The 20,227-nt window shown below is 56.4% G+C and carries 15 protein-coding genes and 1 other RNA gene; 9 read left to right on the top strand and 7 right to left on the bottom strand.

From position 1 onward, the window contains the following. Window positions 1-93: 93 nt before the first annotated feature. The 3 genes from FYC48_RS02610 to FYC48_RS02600 all read left to right on the top strand — a co-directional run bounded on the left by FYC48_RS02610 (window position 94) and on the right by FYC48_RS02600 (window position 4,148). Window positions 94-1,227, top strand: a complete 1,134-nt coding sequence (locus tag FYC48_RS02610; RefSeq protein WP_149495121.1) for a polyprenyl synthetase family protein — start codon at window positions 94-96, stop codon at window positions 1,225-1,227. A gap of 67 nt (window positions 1,228-1,294) precedes the next feature. After that, window positions 1,295-3,226: a 1-deoxy-D-xylulose-5-phosphate synthase gene (gene dxs, locus FYC48_RS02605; protein WP_149495120.1), complete on the top strand. Its 1,932-nt coding sequence runs from the start codon at window positions 1,295-1,297 to the stop codon at window positions 3,224-3,226. 31 nt (window positions 3,227-3,257) lie between these two features. After that, window positions 3,258-4,148: an NAD(+)/NADH kinase gene (locus FYC48_RS02600; RefSeq protein WP_230780266.1), complete on the top strand. Its 891-nt coding sequence runs from the start codon at window positions 3,258-3,260 to the stop codon at window positions 4,146-4,148. A gap of 26 nt (window positions 4,149-4,174) precedes the next feature. On the opposite strand, the gene FYC48_RS02595 is transcribed toward FYC48_RS02600, so the two are convergent. The 3 genes from FYC48_RS02595 to FYC48_RS02585 form a co-directional block, all read right to left on the bottom strand. Further along, entirely contained in the window at window positions 4,175-5,080 is a 906-nt protein-coding gene (locus tag FYC48_RS02595; protein ID WP_230780263.1) for a TIM barrel protein, read from the bottom strand. Window positions 5,081-5,263: 183 nt separating this feature from the next. Continuing rightward, window positions 5,264-6,577 carry a DUF1552 domain-containing protein gene (locus FYC48_RS02590; RefSeq protein ID WP_149495119.1) on the bottom strand — a complete coding sequence of 438 codons (1,314 nt, stop codon included), beginning with the start codon at window positions 6,575-6,577 and terminating at the stop codon, window positions 5,264-5,266. A 4-nt stretch (window positions 6,578-6,581) separates the two neighbouring features. Next, window positions 6,582-9,044, bottom strand: coding sequence for a DUF1592 domain-containing protein (locus tag FYC48_RS02585; protein ID WP_160149286.1), 2,463 nt, complete (start codon window positions 9,042-9,044; stop codon window positions 6,582-6,584). A gap of 230 nt (window positions 9,045-9,274) precedes the next feature. Between FYC48_RS02585 and FYC48_RS02580 the strand changes: the two genes are divergently transcribed. Beyond that, window positions 9,275-10,726: a sulfatase-like hydrolase/transferase gene (locus FYC48_RS02580; RefSeq protein ID WP_235034035.1), complete on the top strand. Its 1,452-nt coding sequence runs from the start codon at window positions 9,275-9,277 to the stop codon at window positions 10,724-10,726. Window positions 10,727-10,749: 23 nt separating this feature from the next. On the opposite strand, the gene rnpB is transcribed toward FYC48_RS02580, so the two are convergent. The 4 genes from rnpB to hisF all read right to left on the bottom strand — a co-directional run bounded on the left by rnpB (window position 10,750) and on the right by hisF (window position 14,391). Then, window positions 10,750-11,140: RNase P RNA component class A (rnpB, locus tag FYC48_RS02575), an RNA gene on the bottom strand. 79 nt (window positions 11,141-11,219) lie between these two features. Further along, entirely contained in the window at window positions 11,220-12,350 is a 1,131-nt protein-coding gene (locus tag FYC48_RS02570; protein ID WP_149495116.1) for a leucine-rich repeat domain-containing protein, read from the bottom strand. 301 nt (window positions 12,351-12,651) lie between these two features. Next, entirely contained in the window at window positions 12,652-13,590 is a 939-nt protein-coding gene (locus FYC48_RS02565; RefSeq protein ID WP_390622100.1) for a metallophosphoesterase, read from the bottom strand. Window positions 13,591-13,623: 33 nt separating this feature from the next. Next, entirely contained in the window at window positions 13,624-14,391 is a 768-nt protein-coding gene (gene hisF, locus FYC48_RS02560) for an imidazole glycerol phosphate synthase subunit HisF (RefSeq protein ID WP_149495114.1), read from the bottom strand. A gap of 219 nt (window positions 14,392-14,610) precedes the next feature. Here hisF and purH point away from each other — a divergent pair, with 219 nt between their 5' ends. The 5 genes from purH (at window position 14,611) to FYC48_RS02535 (ending at window position 20,226) form a co-directional block, all read left to right on the top strand. Continuing rightward, a complete protein-coding gene (gene purH, locus FYC48_RS02555) occupies window positions 14,611-16,179 on the top strand; it encodes a bifunctional phosphoribosylaminoimidazolecarboxamide formyltransferase/IMP cyclohydrolase (protein WP_149495113.1) in 1,569 nt (522 codons plus the stop codon). 15 nt (window positions 16,180-16,194) lie between these two features. Continuing rightward, a complete protein-coding gene (trpC, locus tag FYC48_RS02550; protein ID WP_149495112.1) occupies window positions 16,195-17,025 on the top strand; it encodes an indole-3-glycerol phosphate synthase TrpC in 831 nt (276 codons plus the stop codon). Further along, window positions 17,026-18,363 (top strand): glycosyltransferase 87 family protein, encoded by a 1,338-nt coding sequence (locus FYC48_RS02545; protein WP_149495111.1) that lies wholly within the window; start codon window positions 17,026-17,028, stop codon window positions 18,361-18,363. 364 nt (window positions 18,364-18,727) lie between these two features. Next, entirely contained in the window at window positions 18,728-19,078 is a 351-nt protein-coding gene (locus FYC48_RS28250) for a transposase (RefSeq protein ID WP_235034034.1), read from the top strand. Between the two features lie 308 nt (window positions 19,079-19,386). Beyond that, window positions 19,387-20,226, top strand: coding sequence for a glycosyltransferase (locus tag FYC48_RS02535; protein WP_149495109.1), 840 nt, complete (start codon window positions 19,387-19,389; stop codon window positions 20,224-20,226). Window position 20,227: the final 1 nt, after the last annotated feature.

The raw sequence follows: 20,227 nt of genomic DNA, 5'->3' as shown, positions 1-20,227 counted from the left end.
CGCTTGCCTGCCCCCTCCACCGAACCCACCAACGCTGCCCTCGAATCGTCTCCGCAATCGGATGCGCCGCTGAAAGACCAATTTGATCGCGCCATGGCAGACTTCCGCCCGCTGGTCGAGCGGGCTCTCTGCGACGCGGTTGCCGATGCTTGTCAGCGAGCGCCGAGTTGGGATTCCGGCAGTTTCGCCGCCCATTGGATCGGCTCCGCCCCCGACTGGGCGGCCGCCAACGATGACTTGGAATCTGGCGATACCACTGCCCCGACATCGATATCGCCATCTGTCCCCTTCGCGCGATGCCCCGAACGGCTGACCGCCGCGATTGAATATGCACTTCTCGCCCCCGGCAAACGCCTCCGTCCGGCGCTGGTGCTGATGGCGGCGGAAGCTTGTGGGGGCGACATCAAAGACGGTTTGCCAGGCGCCGTGGCGGTCGAAATGATTCACGCCTACTCGCTGATTCATGACGACCTGCCTGCGATGGACGACGATGATTTGCGGCGAGGTCGTGCCACGGTGCACATCGAATTTGATGAAGCGACCGCGATCTTAGCCGGCGACGCCCTGCAGCCGATGGCCTTTGCCCACCTGTGTCGTCAGATTTCCAACCCGAGCCGACTTGCGACGGCCGTTGAATTACTCGCTTTTGCCGCCGGTCCAGCCAATTTGGTCGGTGGCCAAGCCGATGATTTGGCCGCCGAACGGGAATCGGCCGAGCAGGAACGCTCTGAACAGGATTGCTCCGAGCAAAATTCCGCGGCGAGACGCGACGAAGCTGGCCCCGATTTGGCTGAACATCCGCAGACCGTCCCACGTACCGATGGAACAAGCGAAGAACTTGATCGACGCTTGGAAAAATTGCAAGCAATTCATCGGCGTAAGACTGGGGCGTTGTTTTCCGCATCGCTGCAGCTTGGTGCGGTGCTGGTCGGCGCAGACGCGTCGATGCGCCAATCGCTGGCCAATTACGCTTCCGACATTGGGCTGGCGTTCCAAGTGGTCGACGATTTACTCGATTACACTGCGGACGAACACGAACTCGGTAAACGAGCGCAAAAAGACGCGGGGCGAGGCAAGCTGACCTATCCGGCGATCATGGGCATCGATGGTGCCCGTCGCCGAGCGGGTGAGCTAATTGAGTCCGCGAAGGGGCATGTCTCGGTTTTCGGAGACGCCGCTTGGCGGTTAAATACGTTGGCTGACTATGTGCTGGCCAGAACTCATTGACGCACACACTCCCCATCACCAACGGATTGGTGACAGACGCACGCGAACCACGAAGAAGGATGGGCCATTGACCGAAGCTTATCACCCTCACCTGGCTGAATTGACTGATGCCAGCCCGCTGAAGGGATACTCCCCGGAGCAGCTTGAATCGACCGCGAGCGAGATTCGAGACGTATTGTGCAACTTGCTGGCGACCCGCACGGCGCACTTCGCATCGAACCTCGGCGTTGTCGAGCTCTGCTTGGCGTTGCACTGCGAGTTCGATTTTCGGACCGATCGTTTGATTTGGGACACCGGTCACCAGATCTATCCGCACAAACTGATCACCGGCCGCTATCACGATTTCCCGACGATTCGGACTCAAGGCGGGTTGATGGGCTATCCCAACCCGGCCGAAAGCGACTACGACTTGTTCATGACCGGACATGCCGGGTGCAGTGTTAGCACCGCGGTGGGACTGCGTAGCGGCGACATCTTGGTCGGCGAACCCGAGCGACGAACGGTTGCGGTGATCGGCGACGGTGCCTTTCCGAGTGGCATCGTTTTCGAGGCACTGAACAACGCCGGCGAACTGGAAGACGACCTGACGATCGTTTTGAACGACAACAAAATGTCGATCTGCCCACGTGTCGGATCGGTCGCCGGGTATCTCGATCGTCTTCGCAGCAATCCCTACTACACCGGGCTGAAAAGCGAGATCGGAAAGCTGCTCGAACAGATTCCGATGCTGGGGGATCCCGCCGAACGCTTTTTGGCTCAGATGAAAGAAGGCGTCAAAGCTGGCTTGCTGGGCGGAATGTTGTTCGAAGAATTGAATATCCGCTATGTCGGCCCGATCGACGGTCATGACATCGGATTGCTGCGAAAATATCTGGCAATGGTTCGCGACATGAAAGGCCCCGTGCTGTTGCATGTCGTGACCGAAAAGGGGCACGGTTATAAACCCGCCGCCGCTGATCCGGTTTACTTCCACACGCCCCCGGCATTTGAAGATCGCGACGGCAAACCGGTGACTCGCAAAAGTGATGGGCTGCCGGCTTACACCAATCACGCTCGCGACGCGATCAGTCGCGCAATGTCGGCAGACGGCAAAGTCTCGGTGATCACTGCCGCGATGTGTCAGGGTAATAAGCTTGAACCGGTCCGCGAAAAGTTTCCCGATCAATTCTTTGACGTTGGTATCTGCGAATCGCACGCGGTCGCATTTGCCGCCGGCCAATGCAAGTCGGGCGCCCGCCCGATTGTCGATATCTACAGCACGTTCTTGCAGCGCAGCTACGATCAGATCTTTCAAGAAGTTTGTCTGCAAGATCTGCCGGTCGTCTTCATGATGGACCGCGCCGGTTTGACCGGGCCCGATGGTCCGACACACCATGGCGTCTATGACATCGGTTACATGCGAATGTTCCCCAATATGGTCGTGATGGCTCCGGGGTATGCCCAAGAGTTGGAACTAATGCTGACGGCTGCGTTGGGTCATGATCATCCTTGCGGGATTCGTTATCCGAAGACGTCCGCCATGCAGCTTGAATCGGAACCTTTGCCGATCGAGATCGGCAAGAGCGAGACGATCCGCGAAGGCGACGATGGGACGATCGTGGCCTTCGGTGCGACGCTCGAAAACGCCCTCGCCGCTGCCGACCTTCTTGACGGCGAACTGAGTATTCGTGTTGTGAATGCTCGCTTTGCCAAGCCGATTGACGTCGACATGGTGCGTCAGGCAGTGACCGATGGACGCTTCGTCGTCACCGCCGAAGAGCACACGCAAGTCGGCGGATTTGGCTCGGCGTTCTTGGAAGCCGCTGTCGCCGAACGTCTCGATACCCGATCCATTCACATCGTTGGTCTGCCCGATCGATTTGTCGAGCACGGTGATCGCAACGACCTGCTTCATCAATGCGGCTTGAGCCCCGAGGCACTCGCCGATCGCTGCCGGCAGGCCGCAAAGGAAGCCGGTATCGATCATGTTCTTCGCTCTTCCACCGTTTCGGCTGACTGATCGTTCCTGATCTGCTTGCCCATTGCCCGCCATGTCTGATTCCGGCGACATCAATATGACCATTGGAAAGACGTGGCCGGGTGAAAACCGGACCAAGCCACGGGTTGTCATCCTTGGCGCCCCCGACCGCGATCGCGTCCGAGCGGAGGCAATCCGGCTGCGCCCGATCATCGCGCAGCATGCCGAGATCGTGGTCGAGGACTACGAGTTCGAGTATGCGTTTACCGATCCCGACATCGACTTGGTGATCGTTCTTGGCGGTGACGGGTCGATTTTGCAAACCGCGCGGCAACTCGAAGGCCGTTCGATCCCGGTCTTGGGCGTCAACTGCGGGAACCTTGGATTCCTGGCCGCACTGTCCCCGGACGATTTTCTTGGGGTCTGGCCAAAAGTCTGCAGCGGTGTCTTTCGAGTGATCGATCACCTGATGTTAGAAATCAGCTTGATCCGCCAGGGGAAAACGATTGCCAAGCAACTGGCGCTCAACGAGGTCGCCGTGCTTGGCGGTCCGCCTTATCAGATCCTGGGCATCGACCTCTTTGCCGACGGCAATCTTGCGACCCGCTATCGCTGTGACGGTTTGATTTTGGCGACGCCGGTCGGGTCGACGGCGCATAACCTTTCGGCCGGAGGTCCGATCCTTCGTCGGAATCTACAAGCCGTGGTGATTTCGCCGATCAGTCCCCACACGCTGACGTATCGGCCGCTGGTCGATTCGGCAGACACCGTGTTCGAACTTTCCGTAGGTGATCCCAGTGAATCGACCAGTGTCGTGGTCGACGGGCGAATCCTCAGCCAGCTCCTTCCCGGTGATCGGGTGAAGGTGCATCGTGCGAGTAGTTCCTTCGAGATGTTGTCCGTACCGGGACAAAACGACTATCGCACCCTACGTGAAAAGTTGGGCTGGGGCGGATCACTGTAGCTCGCCGAATGCGGCTGTCGTTCCGGTCAAACGTCGCAAACTTGATAGGCTTGTTCGAGTGAATCGATCGGGTTGTCGCTCGTGGGAATGAACTCCTGCGCGACGTAACCGGTGTAGCCGGTGTCCAGGATCGCTCGCATCACGGCCGGATAGTTGATTTCGTTGCGTTCGTCTAGTTCGCGGCGTCCCGGGTTACCCGCGGTGTGGTAGTGACCGATGATCGATTGGTAACGCCTCAAGTTGGCGATCAGGTCGCCGTTCATGATTTGGACGTGATAGATATCGAACAGCAGTTTGAATCGTTCGCTACCGAGTTCGTTGATTAACTCCGCGCACAGGTGCACGTCATCACCCCAGTAACCGGGATGACCTTTCATGGGATGAACCGAGCCGTCAGGATTCAGGTGGGCTTTGCTGTTAAGGTGTTCGAGTACGAGCGTGATGCCTTTTTCTTCGGCGTAGGGGATCACTCGTTTCCAGCAATCCAAGCAGTTCTTGCGAGCCGCGGCATCGTTAATACCTTGCTGTTTCATCCCCGTAAATGTGATCACCGCGGGGGCATTGTATTTGACGGCCAGGTCGATGCTTTTGCGAAGCTTCGATTCGACTTCGGCATGGTTGTCGGGATCGATCGGACCCTTGGCGAACCCATGGCTACCGACCAGTGAAATCTTCAGACCCATGTCGGTCACTTGGTCGTACAGCTTGCTGTCGATCCCTTCCATCGCTTCGAGACCGATCCGCTTGCAGTGTTGGGCGAGTTCCAGCATATCCATCGGTTGGAAACACCAGCCCATGATTGACTGGCGAATGTGATTGGCCGGGCGAGAACCGGTTTCACTTGTTTCTTGAGCCCACAAGTGACGCGGACGAGCGAGGCTGGTGGCGGCAACTGCGGCGACAGCTTGGGAGATAAATTGTCGACGTTTCACGGCAAACCTGAAGGGAAAGGGGAGAGTCGGTGGAAGGCATCGTCAGACGAGACAACACATTGTAGTTGTGCGATGGTGTCTCCGTCACGCCGTCCGGGTAAACGGGAAACGAGGCCGCCGTTCCCAACGCGGGAGAAAATGGATGCGAACGAACATCGACGGCCTTTGCCCAAGTCTCAATTTTCAAGCGACCTCAACGCCGCGAACGCCGGCGGCGGTGCTGCTGCCAAAGGCATCGATTTCTACTCCCATCCATTGGGCCAGCGAAACAAAGAGATTGGCCAGTGGGGTGTTGTCTCTTGCGTCATGGGCGACGTAGCGGCCGTGGCGAAAACCGCCACCGGCCAAAATGATCGGAAGGTTGTGCCAATCATGCGACGAAGCGTTACCTAGGTTCGATCCGAACAAAATCGACGTGCCATCGAGCAACGTTCGGTCGTCCTCGCGAGTTGTTTTAAGCATCGTGAGGAAATTGGCAAAGGCTTCGAACTCGGCGGTTTCGATCAATCGTAATTCGGCGATTTTTTGTTCGTCCTTGCCGTGGTGCGAAAGGTTATGCCAATCGGTTTTGACACCAGGAATGTTGCTAGGAACCGAATTCATCCCGCCGATCGAAAACGTCATCACACGTGTTGAGTCAGTTGCGATCGCCAACCGCATGATGTCGTACATCAACGTTTGTTTGGCGATGATGTCTTGTTTGTCGACGACGTCGCTCGGCGGTTCGTAGTCGACAACCGGTTTGGGACGTGTCACCCACTGTTGTGATTGACCGAGGCGATTCTCGAGATCACGAATCGATGAATAGTACTCGTCTAGTTTTTCGCGATCGCGCGGTCCGAGTGTTTTTTCCAGTCGCTTTGCATCGGTCCGAACGGTGTCGAGAATACTTCGGCCACGTCTTAGGTCGACCAATTGTGTCTCAATCTGTTCCGCCGTTCCGTTGACAAACAATTTTTGGAAGATCTTTGCCGGCGACTGCTCATCGGGGATGTTGACGCCGTTCGCCGTCCACGAGAGCGATCCATTTCCGCTCGACAAACACAGGTATGGCAGTCGTGTGACGCCACCGAGTTTTGACGCGATCAATTGATCGAGCGAAATGGTATTTTTGAATCCCGCTAAACCCGGGCGCTGAGCAGACGTCAGCCAAGTCATCGCAGACGCGTGCCCGTTATTCCCATTTTGGTTGGGATGTGATAGCCCGGACAGCAATGTCATTTGATCACAGTGATCACGAAGATTGTCCAAGTACGGCGTCGTCGCATCGAGCCGACCTTCCGCGGCGGGAAACAGGTGAGGCCCATGGAATCCCAGTCCGGCACAGATCGCAATCAGACGCTTTGGCGGTGGCGTTGGCCTTGCCGAGAACGCCGGTCGCATCGCTGACAACATTGGTAGCGCGATGCCTGCGCCTGCACCGCGCAGCAGATGGCGGCGGGATAGTTTTCGGTTTCGAAACGCGCCCAAGCTGGAGCGATCGGTTTGACGAATCATGTGGCTACTTGGTGTGGAAGATGTCGCTGGCAATCACAGCATGCAATAACTCTTGCAGGGGATATTGCTGGTCCGACGTTGATTCAACGATCCGCTCAATTTCGGAACGATCGGAAAAACCCATTTCGCGGCCACAGGCAAACGTCAGTAGTTTGGTGACGAACGTCCGAGCGAGCATTCTATCTTGTTCGGCGAGCAGTTTTTGGAATTCAGTGAACCCTGAAAATGCTTCACCGCCGGCAAGCTGACCGCTGGGATCAACCGGTGGCCCAAGTTTATAGGCGACGCGCCGATTGTTGATTCTAAGGTCGATACGTTCGCCTTCTCCCAACGATCGATAGCGTTCCCGATAGCCGCCGATCGGGTTGAAAGATTCCATTGCGAAACCCGGTGGATCGATCTTTTGGTGGCACGCCCGACAATTGTCCGCGTTGCGATGTTTGTCCAGCAATTCTCGCAATGTTGTCGCCCCGCGGATGTCTGGTTCCACGCCTGGAATTCCTGGCGGGGGCGGCGGAGGTGTGACCCCGGCGATCCGTTCCATCACCCAAGCCCCGCGTGTCACCGGCGACGTGTTGGTCCCATTGGCGGTGACCTTCAAGATGCTTGCTTGAGCCAACAAGCCGCCGCGGATTGAATCGTTCGGCAAAGTGACTTTGCGAATCTGCGTGCCACGAACGTCAGCATTTTCCAGACCGTAATGTTCCGCCAAACGTTCGTTAAGCATCGCGAATTCGGGGGCGACTAGCGATCGCGCCGGCAGGTTGGACTCGATGACCTCTCGCAAAAACGCCAGCGTTTCTAGCGGCATCGAATGGCGAAGGAATGGATCGTATTCGGGGAAAAGTTTTTGATCGGGTGCGGTAAAGTCGATTTCGCGAAGGTCGAGCCAACTGTTCGAGAAGTCAACCAGGAAGCGTTCGAAACGTGGGCTGTTCATCAAACGCTCGGTTTGTATGCGAAGCTCACCGTCTGCCGTAAGCTTGCTTTCGCGAGCGAGTGCGTCCAGGGTTTCGTCGGGACAGGTCCGATGCAGGAAGTAGGACAGGCGATTGGCGATCGCATGGTCATCCAAACGACCGGGCGATTCTTGGAAATACAAGAATCCCGGCGAGCACAGCAGTGCGGTGATGGCGGTGCGCAAGGATTGCTCGATCGATTCACCGTCTTGCATTCGCTGCGAAAACAGATCGACGTAGGGTGACAGTGCTTCCTCTTTCATCGGCTTTCGCATTACCGCATCGGCGACTCGGCGGAGCGATTTCCGAGCCAACGAATTCGGTTCGTCGGCTTCAATCGAAAACTTGGGGACATACCAACGCTTCAGTCGGTCACGCGGATTCCGGGGCATGACTTCCTGGCGATCGATACCGGAGAAAATTAGTTGATGGCCACGGCTGGGAAACTGTTCGAGCAACGGGCCTTCGAGAAATACCTCGCCGATCGCTAACCCCGGCCCGGCATGTTCGTCAATGCTCGCTTGCTTGTAGCGATTCGGATGGGTGATACCGTGAGGCTCAATCGCGATCATGTAACGTCGCTCGATCCAGGCTTCCAATTCGATGGTTGTTGGTTCCCCGGGCGGCAGCCGAAAGTAACCATAAATCGGCTTTTCGCTGCCTGCGGCGAAACTGGTTCCGCCAACACTAAAGGTCACCGGTTGGTCGCTTTGGTATGCATAGCCGGTAATTCGAATGCGATAACGTCCAGGGCGCTCGACGTTGGTGTTGCGAAGCATCCCGGAGGGATAGCCACCGCCTTCGAAACGAACCATGTAGTCATCATCGAGCAACTTCCATGCTGACCCGACATGCTTCTCCGCTTCACGGGTGTCTTTGTACCAAGCCGAAATTTGATCGACGCTGGGCCGTTCATTGGATGTTGCGATCGCGGCATCAAGTACCTTGGATGCGGCATCCATGTAGCGTTCCAGATGCACCATCGACAGTCCCAACGCTTCGCCCACGTTATCGAATTCATGAGACCGCGCGTCTTCGGGAAGCAATCCGGAGAGCTCCAGTTGTGTGCCGAACAGATCGTTCATCGTGTTCTGGTACTCTTGCCGATTCAGCCGCCGCAAAACAGTTGATCGCCGGGACCGATGGATTCGTTCCAGTGGGACGCTTAATGTCTCAAGGAAAGACTGTCGTTGTTCAGGTTCCGGGGGATTTCCGTCGGGCGGAGGCATTTCACCCGATTGCACCCGGTCATGAATGGTGACCCATTTGGCGAACACTGCTGGGTCTAAGAGGTCTGTCGAAAGTTCATCGAGGGCAAGCCCGCCTTCGTGTTCCCCGTCGGCGTGACAATCATTGCAGTGGTTCTCGAAGAACGATTGCAGAGAACGTTCAAACCCAGCGACTTTGTCAGACGACGCGACCTCATTCGCTGATACAGGTGTCACAACGTCGGTCAACACGAGCGCCGATGTGATCCAAACCATCGCGAAGTAAATCGTTTTTGTCATCGATCGATTGATCACCGGTGGAATCGAAGGTCTGCTAAGAAATATAACACCGCAAGGCCGCTGCCCGATGTTCGAGAGCAGACTGCCTGCGGTAAATCCTGTCTCATTTACGATGAGCTCCGAATCGGGTTTGTATTGTACTTTGCTTGCCTTGCAAGCGTCGAATCCGCCGGAAATCCTTTGACAATCCGGCGTTGTGCCGATGCCAGACATTTCAGGTGAGTTGAGCTATGATGACGTCATCTCACGCATTCCCTTCGCCTGTTTTAGTTCCAGTTGCAGCCTGTATGCCCGCTTCACCACCGAACCTATTTCGACTGGCTCTCGCCGCCTTGGCGGTCGTAACGCTTGGCCCTGCGGCACGAGTTTCCGCGGCGGCTCCGGACATCATTTTGGTGATGGCCGACGACATCGGCATTGAAGGTCTGGGGTGTTATGGTGGGCGTTCCTACAAGACCCCCAATCTTGATCGACTGGCCGCCGGCGGTGTGCGTTTCACTCGGGCATACTCGCAACCCTTGTGTACCCCGACTCGAGTCGAGTTGATGACCGGACTTGATAATCACCGGAACTGGCAATCATTCGGGATTCTTGATCCCCAGACTTGGACGTTCGGTCATGCGATGAGCGAAGCTGGGTACGCGACGGGAATCTTCGGGAAATGGCAGTTGCAATCGTATGACCCACCGGATTATCCCGGCGGCACGCATCGACGCGGCACCGGCATGCACCCCAAGGATGCCGGGTTTGACGAGTACGCATTGTTTCACGCACTCGATACCGAAGACAAAGGGTCTCGCTACGCCAATCCGACGATGTTGGAAGGCAAACGTGGGACCGACGGTGAATTGAAAACCTATCCCGGGCGATATGGCGAAGACGTTTGGGTTGAAAAGATCCTTTCCTTCTTTGACCGTCGGAAAGACCACCCGCGATTCGTCTACTATCCGATGGCATTACCGCACTGGCCATTTCAGCCGACACCTGATTCAGAAGAATGGAATCCCGAAGAGCCGTCGTTAACTGACCTGCGTTTCGCGGGCGACATGATCGAGTACATGGACAAGACCATGGGCAGCTTGATGGACGGGCTTCGAAAGCGCGAGCTTGAACGCGACACGATCGTGATTTTCTACAGTGACAACGGAACCCATCTCGACGTAGTCTCAAAGCTAGACGATGGCCGAGCGGTCGCCGGCGGAAAGGCAACGCCACTGCAAACGGGGATTCATGTTCCGTTGATCGTTCATTGTCCCACACGGTTCAAACCCGCGGTCCGCGATGGCATCGTCGAAGCGTCGGACTTCTTTCCAACGCTGTTGCAGATGGCCAAGGCGAAGCCGCAGCCGGAGCAGACGTTCGACGGGGTCAGTTTTTTGCCGTTGTTGACCGGGCAAGCCGAGGCAACTCGCGACGCCGCGTTCTTTTGGTATGACCCTCGACCCGGCTGGGACAAGGAACGTTTTTCACGTCATGTGTTTGCGTTGAACCAGACCCACAAGTTGTTTCGAAACGGAGGACTTTATCGGATAAATGATCCGATCTTGTCGGAAACGTTCGTCGAATCTGAAACTGCCGGCGACACCGCATCGCGGCGGCAGTTGCGAGCGGTGATTGACAAAGCGATGGCTGGCGTCGAAGAGCCGCCCTTGGTCGACTCGTTTGGCCGCAAAACTAAGTAAACCACCGCGGCCGAAAAGCCCCGATTGCAGGTAGGCTTGTAAGCCGGGTTCTGTACCCAAGCGATGCTTGGGCGGCGACCATTTATCTGTGCGCGACGATTGCTCGTCGCCTCAATCGCGACCTACCCGGATGTCATCGTGAAGCGGACAACTTCTGCACCCTGTTTGGTCTAGCTCCGGATGGGGTTTACCGAGCCAATCGAGTCACCTCGACTGCTGGTGCGCTCTTACCGCACCGTTTCACCCTTACCACGCATTTGACGGGCGAGCCCATCAAATCGTTCGGCGGTCTACTCTCTGCTGCACTTTCCCTAGTCTCGCGACCGGTCGACGTTATCGACCATCCTGTCCTTCGGAGCCCGGACTTTCCTCCCGCCGGCGCTAAAACCGTGCGAGCGATCGCCCCGCCTACTGCAATCGGGAAGCTTGCTAAGATGAACGATTCGATTCATCGAGGCAAGGTTCATCCGCCAAACATTTTTCGTGCCGCTAGTCACTTGCCCTCGACATACTCCAGTTGAATCTCTGTCGTGGGGAGCGAATCTTGAAGGCCATCGACACCCGCTTGCGTGACCGCTGTCCGCGTGACGATCAGTTTGCGGAGCTGTTTTAGGTTGGCAAGACGGGGCATTCCCGCATCGGTGATCTTGGTGCTGCCGAGGTGCAAGAACGTGAGCGATTCGAGCTTACCGATCCCTTCCAAGGCGGCGTCGTTGACATCCGTCTTATCGACATTCAGCCACTGGAGTTTGTTGAGCTTCGCCAGCAATCCCCAGTCACCTTCGCCAACGCCGGTGGCATAAAGATTCAGTTTGACTAGATCTGAGAAACCGGCCAGCTCGGTGACGCTGGCCGAATCAATTTTTGGGCAATCGCTGATGTCAAGCTCGGCGATTCCCTTGACGGAAACAAGTTGCCGGATCGTTTCGCCTGACAAGTCGTTCGACGCGAGACGCAGTTTTGTAAGTTGATCGAATCCTGCCAGTGTTTCAGCCGATTGATCGGTCAGTGAAGTGCCCGCCAGGTAAAGCTCGCGAAGTTCTGGCAACCCAGAGAGCGACCGAACGCCTGCGTCACCGACCGGCAAGAAGTCGAGCGCGATGACTTTCAAGCTTTTGATTTGGCCGAGGGCCGAAACGCCATCCGCGGTGACTTTCGTTTGACCATCGCGTCCGGACAGTTTGATCGCCTTTAATCGCGGCAGGTTCGACAACGCAGAAAGCCCCGCATCAGATATCGCACAGCCGCGTAGATCGAGGTTTTCCAGCGTCGTGATTTTTCCAATCTCTGCCATCGTCGCGTCATCGGCATCCGATCCGGACAGCAGGACGCTACGCAGTTTTGGCAGAAGCGATAGCTGGCCGGCAACATCGCCGACGCTAGAACCACGAAAGCTCACTTCGATAATTTTGTCATTCCCATCGCGACGAACGCTGACCGCCGCCTTCTCGACTTGTGCTGCGATTGGGACAACATCAATCGCCGATTGGTCGTCTTCGGAAAGCTTTTTCTCGGCGGTTGGCTCGGTACCGTCTTCGGAGGATCGATTCGGCTGGCATCCTGCGCAGGTCAATCCCAATAACAGAGAGAACAGCAAGCCGGGGTGAGAAAGGCGAAGGGACATGGGGTGGGATGCGGGGGGCTGAGGGGCTAAAAGCTGGGGACAGAGTCAAACGCGAGCGACGCACCAGTGTAGCAGCCTGGTCGTCCGTCACGAATCCGCGCACCGCCGCGTAGATTTTGAATTCAGCGAGCCCGGCTCGTGCTTCGACACTGTCTAAAATTTGAGTTAGCCGATTGGCGTTAGCCACGGTTTCGGCGCAATAAATTAGCCGACTGGTATTAGCCACGGTTTCGGTACAAGAAACTGGCCTAATGACCGTCGGCTGGTCAGTCGAACCCGATCATGTGGTCTAGACAGAGCACTAGACATTCCAGTGCCGATTCGCTTGCTTGCGAAAGCCGCTCAATCGCAACTCGCCTTTGGGATCGATTTCCAAGACCGAATACCCATTGTTTTGCTCACCCGATCCCTCGACCATCGCGACCAAGGTGCAGTAATGGATGCCGTTGATCTCGTTCAAGTCATTCGCGTGGCTGTGGCCTTGGAAGACCGCCGCAACATTGCCAGATGATTCGAGAATCGTCCGTACGTCAGCATTGTTTTTGACACCATGGCTGTTACTGACGTCCAATCGTTGATGGGCAAAGACGATGACAGGTTTCGTGTTGGCTTTTAAATCTGCTTGCAGCCATTGCAACTCTTCGTCCGAAACGTTTGCGTCGGTCCATTTGAAATTGCGGCGACCGTACGGTGTCCCATCACTTCGGAAGCAGGCGTCGAGGATGACGAAGTGAATGCCACCGCGATCGAACGACTTGTATGACTTTTCCTGGCCGACGGAACCAAGGAATTCGTCTTTGGTCAACGTGTCGACACAGTGATTGCCAAGCACATAGTGACGGTCATCGGCGATCGCGGAGTATTTCCGGTTGATCGTTTCAAGATAACGAAGCTCGTCATCGACCGAGCTTGCCGCATCTATCAAGTCGCCGAGTTCGACCACCAAGTCGACGTTTTGTTGTTCGAATTGCTTGGCGGCTTCGTCCAGCTTACCGAGCGTTTCCCGATAGTGGCGCGAGCCGACGGGGGCTTTGTCGGCGTAGTGGAGGTCGGTGATCAAGCCGACCTTCAGCGATCGCGCGCGATCATCAGTTGTGATGTCCTCGGCCGCCGAGGTTTCTGGCAAGCCCCATGGGGAACTCAGTTGTGCCGCAGCGAGTGTCAGCACGCCGCCTGAGAGAGTCGCCCGCCGAGTCAATTGGAATCGCCGATTGGATTGTGTTTCGCGTTCGGTCGTCATCATTCACTTCTCCCAAGGGCAGTTGCTGTGCGATCAAATTCTGACAGGGATACCCGCGTCTCGCATGATTTGTTTCGTTTCTTCGATCGTAAATTGTCCGAAGTGAAAGATGCTTGCTGCCAGTGCGGCGCTGGCTTTGCCTTTGATGATGGCATCGGCGAGGTGCTGGGGGTGTCCGGCGCCACCGCTCGCGACGACCGGGATCGAGACCGCTTCGCTGACCGCCGCGGTGACGGGCAGGTCATAGCCATCGCGGGTTCCGTCGGCGTCCATGCTGGTCAGAACAATTTCACCGGCGCCGAGCGATTGGACTTCCTTGGCCCACGCGACGGCCTCCAGCCCGGTGGGTTTGCGACCGCCATTGATATGAACTTCCCAGAATTCTTTTCCATCTTTTGTGACCCGTTTGGGGTCAATATTGACGACGATACATTGGCTACCGAATCGATCGGCGGCGCGACGGACGAAATCGGGATCTTTGCAAGCGGCGGAATTGATGGAGACTTTGTCGCAGCCGGCATTGAGCAGGTCGCGAACGTCTTCGATGGTGCGAACGCCGCCGCCAACGGTCAGCGGCATAAAAACGCAGTCGGCGGTCCGCCGGACAACGTCCAAGATGATGTCACGTTCTTCGTGGCTGGCGGTAATGTCCAGAAAAACCAATTCATCGGCGCCCTCGGCTTCGTAACGGCTGGCCACCTCGACCGGGTCCCCGGCGTCCCGCAAATTGACAAAGTTAGTCCCTTTCACGACGCGTCCACCATGGACATCAAGGCATGGAATCACTCGGGCAGCTAGCATCGGGCGGGATCAATTGTGGAGTAAAGAACAGGTCTGCAACCGCGTTATATGAAAACGGACAGACCGTTGAAACCTCCGTGCCGGTTGACCGCATGCCGTGTCGCGAATTTAATTTGCTAAGTAATCCATTGTGACTCAAATTTAGCTGCGGCGAGATTGTTGCCGAAGCGAGCGGCGGTTCGCCGTCCTTTCCCCCTCGAATTCCTGGGTTTGTATTCCGTGTCAAACGTCACTCCGGTTCGCAATGCCTTGATCAGCGTTAGCGACAAATTGGGCCTCGCCGACCTCGCAGCCGGATTACAACGAGCGGGGGTGAAAATCTACAGCACCGGCGGAACCCGCCGACACCTCGAACAGTCTGGGATCGAAGTCCTGGACGTGGCCGAATACACCGGTTTCCCGGAAATGCTTGACGGTCGTGTGAAGACACTTCATCCCAAGGTCTTTGGCGGAATTCTGGCCCGTCGTGATCGCGATGATCATCTCGAGTCGATCAAGGAGCACGGGATCGCCACCTTCGATCTGGTGGTCGTTAACCTGTACCCCTTCGCGGCAACCGCTTCACGACCGGGCGCAAAATTCGAAGAGTGTGTCGAACAGATTGACATCGGCGGACCGAGCTTGGTTCGTGCGGCCGCGAAAAACCACCAAGACGTCGCCGTGGCGACCAGTCCCGAACAATACGGCGAACTCCTCGAACAGCTCGACGCCGGCGGAACGACCCTCGAACTGCGGAAGCAACTCGCCGCCGACGCCTTTGATCACACCGCGGCCTATGATCGAGCGATCGCCGATTACATGCGTGGCGATAAGATCGCCGGCGAGTTTCCTTCGGCGATGCACCTCTCGCTTCGCAGAAAGACTCAATTGCGTTACGGCGAGAACCCTCACCAGCGAGCCGCCGTGTATGCCGACCCAGCCGTTCGCAGCGCGAATTTGGTTTCGGCGCGTCAGATCAGTGGCAAGGAATTGTCGTACAACAATTTGTTGGATCTCGATTCGGCCTTGGAAATCGTCCGCGGTTTGGCGACGCCGGCTGTGTCGGTGATGAAGCACAACAATCCTTGTGGCGCGGCGACCGATGCCAACTTGGCGACCGCGTGCAAGAAAGCACTCGAAGGCGACCCGCTGAGTGCGTTTGGATCGGTCTTGGGGATCAACAAAACCGTCGATGTCGAAACCGCCGAAGTGCTCTGCCAGCCGGGGCTGTTTATCGAAGCGATCGTCGCGCCTGATTTCGAAGCCGGCGCGGTTGGGATGTTGACGACGCGCCCACGCTGGCGGGAGAACGTACGACTGATGCAAGTCGGTATCCTTGATGACCCACCGCCATCGGTCAGCCGTCGTTTCATCAGCGGCGGCATGTTGGTTCAGGATTCCGATCGGATGACCAGTCCACGGTTGCAGTGGGAAACGGTCACGGACACCGAAGTCGATGACGCCTTGTGGGATGACATCGCGTTCGCTTGGGAAATGGTGCGGCACGTCAAGAGCAACGCGATCGTGTTAGCCGCCGATACGTCGTTGATCGGAGTCGGTGCCGGACAGATGAGCCGGGTTGATAGTGTTGAAATCGCAATCGACAAAGCCGGCGATCGGGCGAAGGGTGCCGTTCTCGCCTCGGATGCGTTTTTCCCATTCCCCGATTCGATCGAAGCGGCGGCCGAAGCGGGCATCGTCGCCGTCATCCAACCCGGCGGATCGCGACGTGACGAAGAAGTCATCGAAGCGTGTGATAAACATGACATCGCGATGATTTTCACCGGTCGTCGACACTTCAAACATTGATCTCGGCCCACAACGATGACCATCCTTGACGACATCTTGGAAAAGACTCAGTTGACGATTCAGCGGGATTCCGCTGCCGTCTCGGTCGATGACTTGGAAGCTCAAATCCGAGACCTGCCGCCCTGTCGTGATTTTCACGGCGCGCTCGCTGCTGGAGACCAGGTCAACGTGATCGCCGAAGTCAAACGCGCGAGCCCTTCGGCGGGACTGATCCGCGATGACTTTGATCCCGTCGAGATCGCCAAGGGGTATGTTGCCGGCGGAGCATCGTGTATCAGCGTTTTGACCGACGAACCATTTTTCCAAGGTTCCCTCGATTATTTGCGCCAAGTTCGCGCGGCCGTTGATGTGCCGTTGCTTCGCAAAGACTTCATCGTCGATCGTTATCAGTTGCTGCAAGCTCGCGCCGCAGGTGCGGACTGTGTGTTGTTGATTGCAGAATGTTTGGATGCGTCCCAATTGATCGAATTGCATCAAGCGGCGGTCGCACTGGGGATGCAAACCCTGATCGAGTTGTTCGAGCCGGAAAACCTGGGTGCCGTGCTGGCAACGGGCACCAAGTTGATTGGGATCAACAATCGGAACCTGCGGACGTTTGTCACCACGCTGCAGCACACGCTTGACCTGTGTCCCAAGATTCCGGCTGACCGTTTGATCGTCGGTGAAAGTGGCATTCGGACCCACGATGATTTGTTGCACCTTGCGACCGGTGGCGTGAAAGCCGTTTTGGTCGGTGAATCGCTGATGCGTCAGCCCGATGTAACCCTCGCGGTGAAGCAGTTGCTCGGACGCGATCGCCAACAGTCTGAAAGTACGCAAGTTTCGTCCGGTTCGGACGCGTCCTAAATGCGTTGGGTCACGCATCACAAGCCGCTTGCCGTTCTGGCTGTGATCGCCTTCCTGGGGTTAGTGGCTGTGACCGCCCTCCGCGTTGTCAGGCAATACCAACTTCCCGGTCCTTTTGATTCATCGCATCAAGGGATGTGTGACTTTCACAACGGGATCTATTTTCCGGCGCGAGCTTTGATCGCCGGGGTCAGCCCGTACGGACAAGGCTACGCCGACAGCTATCCCGTTGCTCGTCAAATCCCGTTCTTCTCGCCGGGGATATTGCTACTGCACACACCGCTGGCGATGTTGCCCCTTCATGTCGCCGAAGTCATTTACTTTGTCTTTAGCGTCGCTTTAGTGATCGTGATCGCCATGGTCTCGGCGGCCGCAGCCGGCAAAGGCGGCCGAGTCGAATGGGTGGCTTCGATCGCCGCATTGCTCGTCGCCTCACGTGGCGGTCACATCACATTGTTCGACGGCTATTTCACGTTTGAGTTGGTTCTCGCGACGCTACTGGCAATCCATTGGGCGGATGAAAAACCGGGCCGAGCGGCACTCGCCTTGGTGATCGTGTCCGCAAAGCCGACGTACATCATTCCACTCGGATTCTTGTTGCTCGCCCGAGGAAACTTGAAAGCACTGATATTAGGCGCCGCAACCAGTGTGGCGATCGCGCTGGCGCCGTTTATGTATCTGGCCTATCACGAAGGCGTGCGAGAAACCGGCCAGGTGGATTTGGGGGCCGGTGTGGCAAAGTTGCTCAATGACATCGCGACGACCCAGCAAGTGCACATGACGATGCCGGACGAGTCTCCGGTGCACTCTTGGACGCGGCTAGATTTGTTGGCGTCGGTGTGCAAGTGGACGCGGTCGGAACCGAGCCAGTGGACTCACTTGTTCGTGATGTTTGCGCTGTTGTTTTGGCCGATGGTTGCTTTCGTTATGCGGCGTCGCCAGCAGATCGACGATGGACTTGGCGGTGCGACGGGGGCGATGATTCTGTTGGCCGTGCTCACCAGTCTTTATCATCAGTCCTATGACGCGATGTTGTTGGTCGTTCCGATCACCGCCGCGATCGCCACGCCACCAGGATACTGGGCTGCGACCGGGATGCATTTGCGTTGGGGGATAGCAGCATTGATGTTGTTGCCACAATTCAATTTGCTATCCACGCAAAGCTTGCTCACAAAGCTAGATCTAGGACCAGCGGCCTACGCTTTCGCCACCGGCTTGAACGGTTTGGCGATTGCCTTCGCGTTATTACTTGTTTGCTACAGGGAACGTTCTTTCGCAAAATCGCTGCGCGGCAAGAGGTTTGGCGAACCAAAGTCGCCTTTCGCTCCGCGAAAGTAGCGTGTCTAGAATATGATTCGCAACTTTTGCGAAGCAAAAGGCGACTATGAATTTGGAGGCAAAAGTGAATCTTGGCGAGTTGTTCGACCCCAGGGCGTCACTTTCGATTAGCGAACATTATCGACCACACTGGTCGCAAGCAGGGGCAATTGTTTTCCTCACCTTTCGAGCGAAAGATTCAATTCCACGTGATGTTTTGCAACGATGGGAACGAGAAAAAAACGAATGGATCGTGCGTCACGCCCATGCTGATCCGCCGTGGCGGAATGCACTGCCCACATTGTCTCCCGACCTTCGAAATCGGTTCAAAAAGGAATTCAATCGATGTCGAGAAGATTTTCTCGATACTTGCCATGGAGCATGTGTGCTTCGCCGTCCGGTTCTTGCCAAAATCGTAGCGGACTCGTTGCTCTATTTTGACGGAGTCCGGTATCGCATGGGGGACTTTGTTGTGATGCCCAACCATGTTCACCTAATGGCAAGCTTTGCATCGGAAGATTCGATGGGTGCCCAGTGTGACTCCTGGTTGCACTTCACCGCGATGAAAATTAATTCGCATCTTGGTCAGAAAGGGAAGTTTTGGCAACAAGAGCCTTTTGATCATTTGGTCCGTAGTCCGGAGCAGTATCAATACTTGAGACGATACATCCGCGACAACGGGGCGAAAGCGAAGTTACAGAAAGACGAGTTCCTCTATCGGCGTTACGAGCCATAGTCGCCTTTCGCTCCTGTGCTGTGAACCTACCAAAGTCGCCTTTCGCTCCGCGAAAGTAGCGCCCGGCGCGCAACTTTTGTGGAGCAAAAGGCGACTCTAGGCGACTGCGAAGCAATAATCCGAAAGCCAGCCGTGGGGCCTTCAGGCCGCCCTTTGCGGGTGTGGTGGTCGTTAGATTTGAAACGATCCTTTCTATTGGCCTGTCTCTTTCGACCGTGTTAACTCTCGCAGCTTGCCTGTCGCGGAGGTCGGGCTACACTGCGAGCCACTTTGATCACGATTGACACCATGTTTTAGCGAAGGGATCCATGGCCGATCCAGTTCTTTCTTCAACCGAAAAGCACACGCCCACACTTGCGTCGAGTGTCGCCGCGGCGACCGAAGTTCGCAGCGAAAGATTTCGTCCGGCGAAAGCAATTCTTGCGCTACCCGCTTACAACGAAGAAGAAGCGTTACCGGAATTGCTCGAACGCGTCGGTGAAGCGTTTGCCGACAGTCACATCCCCTACGAAGTCGTTGTCGTCGATGATGGAAGCAGCGACAGCACGGCGCAGATCGTGTCGCAAATGTCGTTTCAAATGCCGATCCATTTGATCCAGCATTCGGAGAACCAGGGACTTGGGCCAACCATCCGTGACGCCTTGAAAGAGGCGGTCGATCGTGCCGGCGAGCGCGACATCATCGTGACCATGGATGCCGACAACACGCACCCACCCGGGCTGATCGATCGCATGGTGCAAATGATTCACGAAGGTTGCGATGTGGTCATTGCGTCACGTTTCGAGTCGGGTGGCATTGCGGTAGGCGTACCGATCGAACGACATTTTCTTTCCGTCGCGGCGCGGGTGTTGTTTACCTGTTTGTTTCCGACTCGCGGGGTCCGTGATTATACATCGGGATACCGGGCGTATCGCGCATCGGTCATTCGCCAGGGGTTCTCCGATCATGGCGACGACTTTGTCAGCGAACGGGGATTCTCTTGCATGGCCGACATCCTGCTGAAACTTCGCAAGCAAGGCGTGCTGTTCGGCGAAGCCCCGTTGCGGTTGCGGTATGACCACAAAGGGGGCGCCAGCAAGATGCAGGTCTTTAAAACGATCGGGCTCACCTTGAAGCTATTGATGCGTCACCGTTTGGGAGGCCGCTAAG

It is taken from the genome of Roseiconus lacunae, from assembly GCF_008312935.1.
Taxonomy (GTDB): Bacteria; Planctomycetota; Planctomycetia; order Pirellulales; family Pirellulaceae; genus Stieleria; species Stieleria lacunae.
The sequence above is the reverse complement of the archived record's forward strand: the minus strand, read 5'-3'. Positions and strand labels throughout refer to the sequence as shown.

Coding starts and splice junctions, on each gene's coding strand:
- FYC48_RS02580 (WP_235034035.1), top strand. CDS start 9,275: ATGATGACGTCATCTCACGCATTCCCTTCGCCTGTTTTAGTTCCAGTT.
- hisF (WP_149495114.1), bottom strand. CDS start 14,391: ATGCTAGCTGCCCGAGTGATTCCATGCCTTGATGTCCATGGTGGACGC.
- FYC48_RS02570 (WP_149495116.1), bottom strand. CDS start 12,350: ATGTCCCTTCGCCTTTCTCACCCCGGCTTGCTGTTCTCTCTGTTATTG.
- FYC48_RS02600 (WP_230780266.1), top strand. CDS start 3,258: ATGTCTGATTCCGGCGACATCAATATGACCATTGGAAAGACGTGGCCG.
- FYC48_RS02565 (WP_390622100.1), bottom strand. CDS start 13,590: ATGACGACCGAACGCGAAACACAATCCAATCGGCGATTCCAATTGACT.
- FYC48_RS02610 (WP_149495121.1), top strand. CDS start 94: ATGGCAGACTTCCGCCCGCTGGTCGAGCGGGCTCTCTGCGACGCGGTT.
- FYC48_RS02545 (WP_149495111.1), top strand. CDS start 17,026: ATGCGTTGGGTCACGCATCACAAGCCGCTTGCCGTTCTGGCTGTGATC.
- FYC48_RS02535 (WP_149495109.1), top strand. CDS start 19,387: ATGGCCGATCCAGTTCTTTCTTCAACCGAAAAGCACACGCCCACACTT.
- FYC48_RS02585 (WP_160149286.1), bottom strand. CDS start 9,044: ATGACAAAAACGATTTACTTCGCGATGGTTTGGATCACATCGGCGCTC.
- FYC48_RS02590 (WP_149495119.1), bottom strand. CDS start 6,577: ATGATTCGTCAAACCGATCGCTCCAGCTTGGGCGCGTTTCGAAACCGA.
- trpC (WP_149495112.1), top strand. CDS start 16,195: ATGACCATCCTTGACGACATCTTGGAAAAGACTCAGTTGACGATTCAG.